10 protein-coding genes are annotated in these 11,973 nt (G+C 64.4%); 3 read left to right on the top strand and 7 right to left on the bottom strand.

Translation table 11 applies throughout. The features are described from left to right. Nucleotides 1-52: 52 nt before the first annotated feature. From BMX92_RS02635 to BMX92_RS02625, 3 genes are all read left to right on the top strand, one after another. Nucleotides 53-1,258, top strand: coding sequence for a saccharopine dehydrogenase family protein (locus BMX92_RS02635; protein WP_093011465.1), 1,206 nt, complete (start codon nucleotides 53-55; stop codon nucleotides 1,256-1,258). A 97-nt stretch (nucleotides 1,259-1,355) separates the two neighbouring features. After that, entirely contained in the window at nucleotides 1,356-2,528 is a 1,173-nt protein-coding gene (locus BMX92_RS02630) for a carboxynorspermidine decarboxylase (protein ID WP_093011462.1), read from the top strand. A gap of 248 nt (nucleotides 2,529-2,776) precedes the next feature. Continuing rightward, complete coding sequence (locus BMX92_RS02625) at nucleotides 2,777-3,976, top strand: type III PLP-dependent enzyme (protein WP_093011459.1); 1,200 nt, start codon at nucleotides 2,777-2,779, stop codon at nucleotides 3,974-3,976. 180 nt (nucleotides 3,977-4,156) lie between these two features. Here the strand turns inward: BMX92_RS02625 and BMX92_RS02620 are convergent, their stop codons facing one another. Genes BMX92_RS02620 through BMX92_RS02590 form a run of 7 tightly spaced genes read right to left on the bottom strand, consistent with a single transcriptional unit; the run spans nucleotide 4,157 to nucleotide 11,960 of the window. Beyond that, nucleotides 4,157-5,362: a class I SAM-dependent RNA methyltransferase gene (locus BMX92_RS02620; protein WP_093011456.1), complete on the bottom strand. Its 1,206-nt coding sequence runs from the start codon at nucleotides 5,360-5,362 to the stop codon at nucleotides 4,157-4,159. Then, complete coding sequence (locus tag BMX92_RS02615) at nucleotides 5,359-6,726, bottom strand: NAD(P)H-hydrate dehydratase (RefSeq protein WP_093011453.1); 1,368 nt, start codon at nucleotides 6,724-6,726, stop codon at nucleotides 5,359-5,361. Before BMX92_RS02615 ends, BMX92_RS02620 begins: the two co-directional genes overlap by 4 nt. Beyond that, on the bottom strand, nucleotides 6,723-7,088 hold the full coding sequence (locus BMX92_RS02610; protein ID WP_093011449.1) for a hypothetical protein: 366 nt from the start codon (nucleotides 7,086-7,088) through the stop codon (nucleotides 6,723-6,725). The genes BMX92_RS02615 and BMX92_RS02610 overlap by 4 nt, the downstream gene beginning before the upstream one ends. Beyond that, nucleotides 7,085-7,801: an N-formylglutamate amidohydrolase gene (locus BMX92_RS02605; RefSeq protein WP_093011446.1), complete on the bottom strand. Its 717-nt coding sequence runs from the start codon at nucleotides 7,799-7,801 to the stop codon at nucleotides 7,085-7,087. Before BMX92_RS02605 ends, BMX92_RS02610 begins: the two co-directional genes overlap by 4 nt. Beyond that, a complete protein-coding gene (locus tag BMX92_RS02600) occupies nucleotides 7,798-8,679 on the bottom strand; it encodes a 4-(cytidine 5'-diphospho)-2-C-methyl-D-erythritol kinase (protein WP_093011443.1) in 882 nt (293 codons plus the stop codon). Before BMX92_RS02600 ends, BMX92_RS02605 begins: the two co-directional genes overlap by 4 nt. Further along, the gene (locus BMX92_RS02595) at nucleotides 8,666-10,288 is read right to left on the bottom strand and encodes a hypothetical protein (RefSeq protein WP_093012530.1); all 1,623 of its coding nucleotides are present in this window, start codon (nucleotides 10,286-10,288) and stop codon (nucleotides 8,666-8,668) included. The genes BMX92_RS02600 and BMX92_RS02595 overlap by 14 nt, the downstream gene beginning before the upstream one ends. A gap of 19 nt (nucleotides 10,289-10,307) precedes the next feature. After that, nucleotides 10,308-11,960 (bottom strand): electron transfer flavoprotein-ubiquinone oxidoreductase, encoded by a 1,653-nt coding sequence (locus BMX92_RS02590; RefSeq protein ID WP_093011440.1) that lies wholly within the window; start codon nucleotides 11,958-11,960, stop codon nucleotides 10,308-10,310. Between the last annotated feature and the right edge of the window lie 13 nt (nucleotides 11,961-11,973).

Genomic DNA, 11,973 nt, shown 5'->3' with positions numbered 1-11,973 from the left:
TATATGGGCGCTTTCGCGCGTCTGGCGCGACCATAGATATGGAGCAGTTGAATTGAGCAAGGTTCTGGTCATCGGCGCAGGCGGCGTCGGTTCCGTCGCGGTCCACAAGATGGCGATGAATCCCGATATTTTCAGCCATATCACGCTGGCCAGCCGTCGAATCGTGAGCTGCGAAAAGGTTGCCGAATCGGTCAAGGCGCTGGTCGGCGTGGACATCGACGTGGCGCAGGTCGACGCCGACAATGTCGAGGAGACAATCGCGCTCATCCAGAAGGTGCAGCCCAAGCTGGTCGTGAACCTCGCTTTGCCCTATCAGGATCTGGCGATCATGGACGCCTGCCTCGCGACCAAAACCGACTATCTCGACACCGCGAACTACGAACCGCGCGACACGCCCAAGTTCGAATATAGCTGGCAGTGGGCCTATCAGGAACGCTTCAAGGAAGCCGGCATCATGGCACTGCTGGGCTCGGGCTTCGACCCCGGCGTGACCAGCGTGTTCGCCTCCTATATCAAGAAGCATCTGCTCGACACGATCGACACGCTCGACATTCTCGATTGCAATGGTGGCGACCATGGCCAGCATTTCGCCACCAACTTCAACCCGGAAATCAACATCCGCGAAGTGACCGCTCCGTCGCGTCACTGGGCCGATGGCGAATGGGTCGAAGGACCGGCCCTCAGCCACAAACAGAGCTTCGACTTCGATCAGGTTGGCCCCAAGAATATGTACCTCATGTATCATGAGGAACTGGAATCGCTCGCGAAATTCTATCCCGAAATCAAACGCATCCGCTTCTGGATGACGTTCGGCGACGCATATCTGAAGCATCTCGAAGTGCTCCAGAATGTCGGCATGACCCGGATTGACCCAGTCATCTATAATGGCCAGGAAATCATCCCGCTTCAGTTCCTGAAGGCCGTACTGCCCGAACCGTCGAGCCTGGGTTCGACCACCAAGGGCAAGACCAATATCGGCGACATTGCCACTGGCCAGAAGGATGGCCAGCAAAAGACCGTCTATGTCTACCAGATCTGCGACCATGAGGAAGCCTATGCCGAAACCGGCAATCAGGCGGTCAGCTACACCACCGGCGTCCCGGCGATGATCGGTGCGGCGATGATGCTGACCGGCGCGTGGAAAGGGGAAGGCGTGTTCAACATCGAGCAGTTCGATCCCGATCCCTTCATGGACATGCTCAATAAGCATGGCCTGCCCTGGCAGGTGAAGGAACTGGACGCGCCGCTGGCGTTCTAAAATCAATGTGCTCCTGCGAAAGCAGGAGCCCAGGGTTCCGGGCGCTGCGTTTGGCGCCCTAGGCTCCTGCGTCCGCAGGAGCACGGAGTATATTTTCATGGAAACCCGCGCCGGCGATCCCGCCGCTTTCGCTCATTTCGATCTGTACCGCGTCCCTTCACCCGCCTTCGTGGTGGATGAGGCTGCGGTGCGGCGGAACCTCGCCGTCCTGCGCGACATTGGCGACCGCGCCGGGATCAAGGTGCTGGGGGCGCTCAAGGCTTTCTCGATGTGGTCGCTCGGCCCCGTGCTGGGCGAATATCTGGACGGCGTCTGCGCCTCCGGCATCTATGAAGCGCGCCTTGGCCGGGAGGAATATCAGGGCGAAGTGGCGACCTATTGCGCCGCTTACAAGCCTGCCGATCTGGCTGAAATCCTCAAGATTTCCGATCATGTCATCTTCAACAGCCCCGGCCAGATCGCCCGCATGAAGCCAGTGATCGACGCCGCCCGCGCCGACGGCCGCCTGTTCGACATCGGCCTGCGCCTCAATCCCCTCCACCCGGAGGGTGAGGTGCCCAAATATGATCCGTCGCAGCCGCATAGCCGCCTCGGCTTCCCGGTGAACCAGCTTCGCCCCGAACATCTGGACGGCGTCGACGGCCTGCATGTCCATAATCTGTGCGAACAGGATTTCCTGCCGCTCGAACGCACCTGGGCGGCGATCGAACCCTTTGTCATACCCCATGTCGGCGGCCTCAAATGGCTGAATTTCGGCGGCGGCCATCATGTCACCCGCGCCGATTACCAGATTGACGACCTCATCGCCTTCCTTCAGCGGATCAAGGCGCAGACCGATCTTGAACTCTATATCGAACCGGGCGAGGCGATGGCGCTCGATGCGGGCATCCTGATCGGCGAAATCCTCGACGTGATCGACAATGGCATGCCCGTCGCCATCACCGACATCAGCGCCACCTGCCACATGCCCGACGTGATCGAGGCGCCCTATCGCCCGGCGATGCTGCATGAGCCGGAGGAAGGCCCCGTCACGCGCCTTGGCGGTCCCTCCTGCCTCGCGGGCGACATCATCGGCGATTATCGCATCCCCGGCGGGGCGGAACCCGGCGCGCGTATCGCCTTCCTGGATCAGGCCCATTATTCGATGGTGAAGACCAACACTTTCAACGGCGTGCCCCTGCCCGCCATCTGGCTCTGGAATTCCGAATCTGACCAACTCACGGAAATCCGATCCTTTTCATATGACGATTTTAAGACTCGGCTATCCTGAGTTTGATCGCGCAGGCGCATGATTGCCTGCGTTAATCGGGCGGAAAGCATCTTCCGCCCGGCCGAAATCTCGTTTCTTTTCAACACCCCACCCAGGCTCACGCACGTTTCGTAGCAGGGTGCGCAACAAATTTCAGATGCGTGCTTTACAGGGGGGACCCCTCCGCATATATCGACCGTCCGCTGCCCCATGGGACTTCCACCGCAAGGCAGCTTTTTCGCCCTGAACTACACTGGAGGTCCCTTGAATTGCACAAGCATCCTAGCGCGCTGGGGGTAGCGACCACCCTCACACCGGCAGCACCGGTAACGCTGATTCGCCCCGAAGCCGCCGCTCGGGCCGCCCGCTTCTTTACGGAGAAGTTTCCGGGTCGCTCGCTCTATGCGGTCAAGGCGAACCCATCTCCTGATCTGATCCGCACGCTGTACGCATCGGGCATCACGCATTTCGACGTGGCCTCGATCGCGGAAGTGCGCCTGGTCGCCGAGACGCTGGCTGGTGAAGATGATGTCAAGCTGTGCTTCATGCACCCGGTCAAGGCCGAGGAAGCGATTGCGCTGGCTTATCATGATTATGGCGTGCGCACCTTCTCGCTCGACACGATCGAGGAGCTGGAAAAGATCATGCGCGCCACAGGCGATGCGACCGATCTGGAGCTGTGCGTGCGTCTGCGCGTGTCGTCCGAACATTCGGAACTCAGCCTCGCGTCGAAATTCGGCGCGGAACTGGGCGAAACCCGCGAACTGCTGATGGCTACTCGTCAGGCCGCCGATGCGCTGGGCATCTGCTTCCATGTCGGCAGCCAGGCGATGAGCCCGCAGGCCTATAGCGATGCGATCGAGCGCGTGCGCGCCGCCATCGTGGACGCGGCCGTCACGGTCGACATCATCGATGTCGGCGGCGGCTTCCCGTCCATCTATCCGGGCATGGAGCCGGTCGCGCTCGAAAATTATTTCGAAGCGATCCATCGTGGTTTCGAAAGCCTGCCGGTCAGCTATTCGTCGGAACTGTGGTGCGAACCCGGCCGTGCGCTGTCGGCGGAATATAGTTCAATCATCGTGCGCGTCGAACGCCGCCGCGGGACCGAACTTTATATCAACGACGGCGCTTATGGCGCATTGTTCGATGCCGCGCATATCGGCTGGCGCTTCCCCGTGGCTTTGCTGCGTGAGGATGAGAGCGAGGAGGAGATGACGGCTTTCTCCTTTTATGGCCCGACCTGCGACGATATGGACCATATGGTCGGCCCCTTCATGCTCCCTGACGACGTGAAGGTCGGCGACTATATCGAAATCGGCATGCTCGGCGCATATGGCGCGGCGATGCGCACCGGCTTCAACGGCTTCACGTCGGAATCGACGATCGAAGTGTCGGATGAGCCGATGGCCAGCCTCTACGCCGAAACCGTCGCGCCGCGCCGTCGCGCAACTGTCATCAAGCTGGGCTAACCGCCCCGCAGGAGAGAATGCTATCCCTCGCCGCTCCCCCTTGGCGGCGAGGGATTTTCTTTTGGCAGAATTTTCATTCCGTTCGGGCTGAGCGAAATCGAAGCCCTTCACCGAGCGGAGCGAAGTCCCCCCATGGTCGGGCAAGCCCTTCGACTTCGCTCAGGGCGAACGGATGATAGGTTATTTCCGGAAGATACCCACCAACTCGACATGGGTGGTCCAGCGGAATTGCCCCACGGGCTTCACGCTTTCCAGCACATAGCCCGCCGCCACCAGATGCGCCGCGTCGCGCGCGAAGCTGGCGGGATTGCAGGACACATAAGCGACCAGCGGCACCGCCGATGCGGCGATCTGCAATATCTGTTCCTTGGCGCCGGCGCGGGGCGGGTCCAGCACGATCGCAGCAAAGCGGTTCAGTTCCTCCGGGTTCAGTGGCCGGCGAAACAGATCACGATGATCCGCCGCCAGCCGCCGCTGTGCGCGTGCTGCACCCAGCTTGAGCGACAGGATGACGTCACGCGCGCCCTCCGCCGCATAGATCGGCCGCTTCGCGCCCAGCGCCAGCGCAAAGGTGCCCAGCCCGCAGAACAGGTCCGCGATCGCGCCCGTTTCCGGCAGCGCATCGCACACCGCGCCGACCAGCGCCGCCTCGCCATCGGGCGTCGCCTGAAGGAAGGAAAAGGGCGGAAAGCCCACCGCCGCGCCGCCGAAGCTGATCGTCGCCGCCTCCGGCTCCCAGCGCGTCTGCGGGCCATCGCCCTCATCGATCGTCAGCCGCGCCAGCCCGTGCGTCCGCGCAAAATCGCCGAGGCCCTCGTCGGCCGCCAGCCCGGCGACCTTCACGCCCTCCAGCAACAGGTCGACACCCTGATCGATCAGCGACATGCGCACATGCGCCGCCCGCTTGTCCGGCAGGATCAGGCCCAGCAGATCGCGCAGCGGCGCCAGCAGCGCGAATAGCCGGGGATCGAGCACCGAACACATTTGCAGGTCGATCAGCTTGTGACTGCCCTCCTCCGCAAAACCGATGGTGATCTTCCTGCCCGCCCGCGCCGCACGCAACGATGCGCGCCGCCGCGTCATCGGCGGAGAGATATGGGGCGGCAGCACAGCGCCCGGTATGATGCCCTGCCCCGCCAGCGCGCCGGTGACGCGCGCGGTCACGAAATCGGCATAGCTTTCCTCGTCCAGATGCTGGAGCTGGCACCCGCCACAGGCCGGGAAATGGCTACAGGGCGGCACGGCATGGTGGACACCGAAAGCGACACTTCCATCCGGCCTGATCCAGTCGCCCGGCGCGGTCAGGGGGAAGTGGCGGCCGTCGGCCGTGACGCCGTCGCCCTTGGCGGCAACGCGGATGATGCTGTCTATGTCGCTGTCTGTCACAATCGCGCGGCGATAGCCGCTGGCAGCATGCGAAGCAAATCATCCGCGACAAAAGCCGGCCCGGCCCGCCGCGCCGCCTCTCCGTGCAGCCACACCGCCTCGCAAGCCGCGCGGAACGGATCGCCCGTCACCGCCAACCGCCCGGCAGCGAGGCCCGCCAGCACATCGCCCGTGCCTGCGGTGGACAGCCAGGGCGATGCGCCACTCGCCACCGCCGCCCGTCCATCCGGCGCAGCGATCACGCTGTCCGCACCCTTGTAGATAATGACGGAACCGCTTCGTGCTGCCGCCGCCAGCGCGCGATCGATCTTGTTGCCGACATCGTCGCCGAACATATGGTCGAACTCACCTTCATGCGGCGTCACGATCGCGGGTGAGGGCAAGTCCCCGAACCCCATTTCCGCGAACAGCCATAAGGCATCCGCATCGGCCACAAAGGGGATATTCGCGCTGGCTGCCGCAGCAAGCCTTTCCCAGGCGAAGGAGTCCCGGCCAAGTCCGGGTCCGACCAGGATCGCCTTGGCACGATTAAAGTCCAGCGATGCGCTTTGCACGATTGCATGGCTCAGTGCAGAGACCGGTATATCAGCGATCAGCCTGACATAGCCCGCCCCCGACCGCGCGGCCGCCTCTGCCGACAGGCAAGCCGCACCCGCCATCTCCCCGGCCACCACCGCGACCAATCCGCGCGTATATTTATGCGCTTCCGCCCCCGGCGCCTCCAGCACCGGCGCACCCAGTCGATGCACCGCACTCGGCACCGCTATCCCGATATCCGCCAGCACCAGCCGCCCCAAATGCCCCGCCGCCGGCTGCAACAGATGGGCGGGCTTCCATGCCCCAAGCGCTATACACGTCCCGAAATGCGGCATAGCGGACAGCAAAGCCCCGCTATCCGTCTCCACCCCGCTCGGCAGGTCGACCGCATGACTGTACGCCGCCTCCGCTGCCAGATGGCACAGCCGTTCAGCCACCGCGCCATCCAGCCCGCGCGTCAGGCCGGTGCCGAACAGCGCATCGACCAGTTGGGTCGCGGGCGCCGCCGTCATCATATCCTCGACCGGACCGCCCCATGCCGCCCGCGCCCGCAGGCCCGATGGCGTGCGGCTCTCGCCCAGCGTCGCCACCCGCACCGGCACGCCGCGCTCCTGCAATATCCGCGCGATGACGAAACCGTCGCCGCCATTATTGCCCGGCCCGCACAGGATCAGCGTGTCGCGCTTATGCCCGGCGCGCCAGATAATCTCCGCCGCCGCCGCGCCCGCCGTCTCCATCAGGCCATAGTCATCGACGCCTGCATCGAAGGCCGCCTGTTCCGCCGCGCGCATCTGCGCTGCCGTCAGGATCGGCCCGCCGGTCGTCATTGCGATCCGGCGATCTGCGCGGGCAGGCGGTAGCGGTCGTCGCCAGTCGCGACCTCGATCTGCTCCCTACCCGTGATCTTCAGCTTGGCCGGTTCCGCCCCGTCCGCCGCCTCCAGCCCGCGACCGTCGGCCAGCACGCGAAAGCGCCGGAAACCGCCATCAGGGTGGCGGACAGTCAACAAATCGCCCTGCCGCTCGATCAGGCAATCATGCGCCCATTCTTCGGACTCGCCGGTGATGCAATCCGCCTTGCCATCATCGACCGGGGCCTGCCCGCCTGCCGCCTGATTGCCCGGTTTCGATCCCTGATCGCCGCATCCGGCCAGAAGCGCCAGCAGCAGCAACGGCGCCAGCCGCCTCATGCCAGTCGGCTCCGGCATTCCAGCACGATCGGCCCGACTATATCGGCGAAACGCTTCTGCCCGGCCGCATCGCCCACCAGATCCTGCCGCATCTCGATCCCCAGATAGGGAATGCCATTGGCTTCGGCATGGCGGTTCATCGTCGCGTTGAGCAATTGCCCCGAATAGGGCAACTGGTCGCCGACCTTCAGCCCCGCCGCCTCCAGCATCGGAATGGCGATCCGCGCCGCGCGATCATCCTGATTATAGAGGATGCCGATATCCCATGGCCGCTGCTGCCCCGGATCGCTCGCCAGACGCGGCGTGAAGCTGTGCACCGACAGGATGAAGGGTGACGTCATGCCGTCCAGCAGCGCCGCGACCTGATGATGATAGGGATGGTGGAAACGCAGCATCCGGTCGGCCAGATCGGCATCGCGATTGCCGGGGATGACATGGCCGTCGCTCATCACCGGCAACAGGCCCGCCGCATCCTCCTCCCGATTAAGGTCGATCACCAGCCTCGACACACCGCCCAATATCGCCGTGCAGCCCAGTTGCGCCGCCAGCAGTCCGCTCACTTCCGCTACGCCGAGATCGATGGCGATATGCTCGCGCATCAGCGCGGGATCGATGCCCAGATCGATGTCGGCCGGCACATGGGCGGAGGCATGATCGGCGATGATCAGCAGATTGAGATCGCCGCCATCGATCCGGGTGAAAGCCTCGCTCATATGCTCCTGATCCTCGTTTCCATCACCCACCAGTCCGGATGCGCCGCCGCGATGGCTGCCGCCGCCCGCGCCATCGCTGCCGCATCGGCGAACAGGGCAAAGCAGGTCGCGCCCGACCCCGACATGCGCGCGAGCAACCGCCCCTCCGCGCCGTCCAGCGCGGTCAGCACCTTGGCAATCACGGGCTCAGCCAATATTGCCGGATTTTCCAGATCATTACGACCCATATCTATAAGCGTGTCGAGGCTCCCCGCATCCAGCGACCCACGATCCTGCCGGTCCCATCCGGCAAAGACGCGCGCCGTAGACACGGCCACGCCCGGATTGACCAGCAGCATCGGCAGCCCCTCCAGCCCATCCACCGCATGCCGCGCCAGATGCTCGCCCCGCCCGGTGACAAGCTGCGTCACGCTCGCGACACAGGCCGGCACGTCCGATCCCAGATCGAGCGCCAGCGCGGCCAGTTCCTCCGGTTCGATCCGTACGTCCCACAGCCGCACCAGCAGCCGCAGCGTCGCCGCCGCATCCGCCGATCCGCCGCCGATGCCCGACGCGACAGGCAGGTTCTTGGTCAGCCGGATCACGGCGCCCCGCTGCTGCCCCAGATAGGATTGCAGCGCCCGCGCCGCCCGCATCACCAGATTACCGGGACTAGCCTCCAGCCCCGCGCCAAACGGCCCGTTGATCAGCAGGTCGATCGCGCCATCATCACTCGCCTCACCCTCCAACCGGTCGCCATGCTCGGCGAACACGAACAGGCTTTCCAGCGCATGATAGCCATCGTCCCGCCGCGCCCGCACATGCAGCGCGACATTGACCTTGGCATAAGCGGTTTCGGCCAGCAGGGCCGCATCGACAACGGGATCAGGGTGCGGCATATTCGGGCTTCAGCCCTTCCTTGCTCTTGGCCGCCAGTCGCGCGGCAACATCGCCCTCGGCATAGACGGAGGCCGCCGCCCAGGCATAGCGCGCCTCATAGCGCCGCCCGGCGGTCCATAGGGCGTCGCCCAGATGCTCGTTGATCGTGCTGTCGGACGGGGCGCCCGCCGCCGCACGCTCCAGCACCGGCACCGCCGCCGACACATCGCCGGTCACATATTGCGCCCAGCCCAGCGAATCCGTGATCGACGCATCCTGCGGCTTGAGCGCGCTCGCCTTCTTGATCAGCGCCAGCGCTGTATCGACATTCTGCCGCCGCTCTATCTGCGCATAGCCCAGATAATTGAGGATCAGCGGCTCATTGGGCGCCATCGCCGCCGCCTGTTCCAGCACGGCGCGCGCCTCGTCCCAGCGCTTGCCCTGATCCAGCGCCGTCCCTTCGAACAGCAGCAATGTCCAGGGCGCCTCACCGGGGGCATAACCGGCCTGCGCCACGCGAAATGCCGCCGCCGCGCCAGCATAATCGCCACCATCCGCCAGCAACCGGCCCAGCCGGACCTGCCGCTCCGTCTCGGCACCCGGCGCCGCCGCCTGAGCGCGGGCCAGCGTCAGGGCGGTGTCCCTGTCGCCATTGGCCGCCAGCGCATCGATCAGTTCGGCCTGCGACAGTTGCGCATGCCAGCTTTTGGGTGGCACCTTCCCCGCTTCCACGACAGCACCCGCCGTATAACCCTGCGCCGTCAGCAGCCGGGCCGCCACGATATGCGTCTCCGCCCCGGTAGGATCGGCAAAGGTCGCCATCCGCGCCAGCCGCAGCGCCAGCGTGCCGCCGGCCGTGTCCGACCCGACATCGACCGCCAGCCGCGACAATAGCCGGGCGAAGCCCTGCGCCGGCGTTACCGCCGCACCGATCGCCTTCAGCCCCTTGCCCTTCTCGATCGCCACCCGCGCCTGCGCGAAATTCGCGCTGCCGACCGGCAGCAGCATCAGCGCCTCGGCCTTCGCGCCCTGCGCCGCCAATTGCGCGGCGAAGGTCAGGCGCAGCGCGCCGCCATCGCTGCTACGCACCGACAAAGCGCGCCGGATCGCTGGCGCCGCTATGGTCAGGTCACGCCGCGCCAGCGCCTGCAAGGCGATATGTTCGTCGGTATAGCGCAGCCCCAGCGAGGCGAAGCGATCCTTGCTGTCGATCACCGGCGGCGCATAATCGCCTTCCCCGATCGCAATCCAGCTCCGGATGATCGGCGCGATGAAGGCGAAATTGCCCTCCTCCGCCATCCGGTCGGTCAGCGTCCGGGCGCCGGCCCAATCCTTGCGGGTCATCGCCTCGCCGATCATCAGCAGCGTGCCGTCGCGCGACAACATACCCGCCTGATCCAGCAATGCGGCCGACCGCAGCGCCAGCGCCCGGTCCCCGCTCTCCACGCCCTGCACATAGGATCGCCGGGCAATCTCGATCCGCGCCGGGTCCTGATCCAGCGCGTCGCGATAGCTGTTCACCGCCAGTCCCAGCGCCCCGTCACCATCGGCCAGCCGTGCCCGTGCATAGGCATGCAAGGGTCCAGGCTGATCGACCGATGCCCCGGCCGCGACCGGCGCGGCCAGCAGGGCGACAAGGATCAGGCGCTTACATGTTCGGATAATTCGGTCCTCCGCCGCCTTCGGGTACGACCCAGTTGATATTCTGGGTCGGGTCCTTGATGTCGCACGTCTTGCAATGGACGCAATTCTGCGCGTTGATCTGGAATTTGGGATCGCCCTCTTCCTGACCGACCACTTCATAGACGCCTGCGGGACAATAACGCTGCGCCGGCTCGTCATAAAGGGGCAGATTATAGGAAATCGGGACCGACGGGTCTTTCAGTTGCAGGTGGACCGGTTGGTCTTCCTCATGATTGGTGTTGCTCAGGAACACCGATGTCAGCCGGTCGAAGCTGATGACATTGTCGGGCTTGGGATAGGCGATCTTCTCGCACTGGTCCTTGCGCCAAATCTTCTCATTGTCGGGCTTGTGCTTCATCGTGAAGGGCAGGCCGATCTTGAGCGTGCGCATCCACATGTCGATGCCCGCCAGCAGCGTGCCGATCGTATTGCCGAATTTGGACAGCAGCGGTTCGGCATTCTTGACCAGTTGCAGCTCGGTCGCGATCCAGCTCGACCGCAGCGTCGTTTCATACGTGTCCAGCACGTCGCTCGTCCGATCGGCCTGCACCGCGGCGAAGGCCGCCTCGGCCGCCAGCATGCCCGACTTCATCGCCGTATGCGTGCCCTTGATCCGCGGCACGTTGACGAAGCCCGCCGAACAGCCGATCAGCGCGCCGCCGGGGAAAGCCAGCTTGGGGATTGACTGCCAGCCGCCCTCGTTGATCGCGCGCGCGCCATAGGACACGCGGCGGCCGCCCTCCAGAAACTTGCGGATTTCCGGATGCTGCTTCCAGCGCTGGAACTCCTCGAACGGATAAAGGTGCGGATTGCGATAGCCCAGCCCCACGACAAAGCCCAAAGCCACCTGACCATCGGCCTGATGATAAAGGAAACCGCCGCCATAAGCGTCGGTTAGCGGCCATCCCTGCGAGTGGATGACAAGGCCCGGCTGATGCTTGGCGGGATCGATATCCCACAATTCCTTCATGCCCAGTCCATAGACCTGCGGCTCGCTGTCCGCGTCCAGCGCGAACTGGCGCTTCAATATCTTGGTCAGGTGGCCGCGCGCGCCCTCGGCAAAGAAGGTGTAGCGGGCATGCAGCTCCAGCCCCGGCTGATAATCGCCCTTATGCTCGCCGTCGCGGGCGATGCCCATGTCGCCGGTGGCCACGCCCTTCACGCTGCCATCTTCGTTATACAGGATTTCTGCCGCCGCGAAGCCGGGGAAGATTTCCACGCCCAACCCCTCGGCCTGCTCACCCAGCCAGCGGCACAAATTGCCCAGCGACCCGGTATAGGTGCCCTTATTGTGCATCCAGCCCGGTGTCATGATGTGCGGCATGGCGATCTTGCCGGTCTTGGTCAGCACCCAATGCTGATTGTCCGTGACCGGAACGGCGGCAAGCGAACAGCCCAATTCACGCCATTCCGGCAGCAATTCGTCCAGAGCCTTGGGATCGATCACCGCGCCTGAAAGGATATGGGCACCAATCTCGGAGCCCTTTTCCAGCACACACACCGCCAGTTCCTGTCCCGCTTCATTTGCCAGTTGCTTCAACCGGATAGCAGCAGACAATCCCGCCGGTCCCCCACCGACGATGACGATGTCATAGGGCATCGAATCCCGTTCGCTCATTCTTCCCTCCAAT

This window comes from Sphingobium sp. YR768 (genome assembly GCF_900111125.1).
GTDB lineage: Bacteria > Pseudomonadota > Alphaproteobacteria > Sphingomonadales > Sphingomonadaceae > Sphingobium.
The sequence above is the reverse complement of the archived record's forward strand: the minus strand, read 5'-3'. Positions and strand labels throughout refer to the sequence as shown.

What these genes read in the sequence shown, in the direction of transcription:
- BMX92_RS02630 (WP_093011462.1), top strand. Translation starts at nt 1,356, where the DNA reads ATGGAAACCCGCGCCGGCGATCCCGCCGCTTTCGCTCATTTCGATCTG.
- BMX92_RS02615 (WP_093011453.1), bottom strand. Translation starts at nt 6,726, where the DNA reads ATGACGACCGGCGGGCCGATCCTGACGGCAGCGCAGATGCGCGCGGCG.
- BMX92_RS02610 (WP_093011449.1), bottom strand. Translation starts at nt 7,088, where the DNA reads ATGAGGCGGCTGGCGCCGTTGCTGCTGCTGGCGCTTCTGGCCGGATGC.
- BMX92_RS02605 (WP_093011446.1), bottom strand. Translation starts at nt 7,801, where the DNA reads ATGAGCGAGGCTTTCACCCGGATCGATGGCGGCGATCTCAATCTGCTG.
- BMX92_RS02600 (WP_093011443.1), bottom strand. Translation starts at nt 8,679, where the DNA reads ATGCCGCACCCTGATCCCGTTGTCGATGCGGCCCTGCTGGCCGAAACC.
- BMX92_RS02590 (WP_093011440.1), bottom strand. Translation starts at nt 11,960, where the DNA reads ATGAGCGAACGGGATTCGATGCCCTATGACATCGTCATCGTCGGTGGG.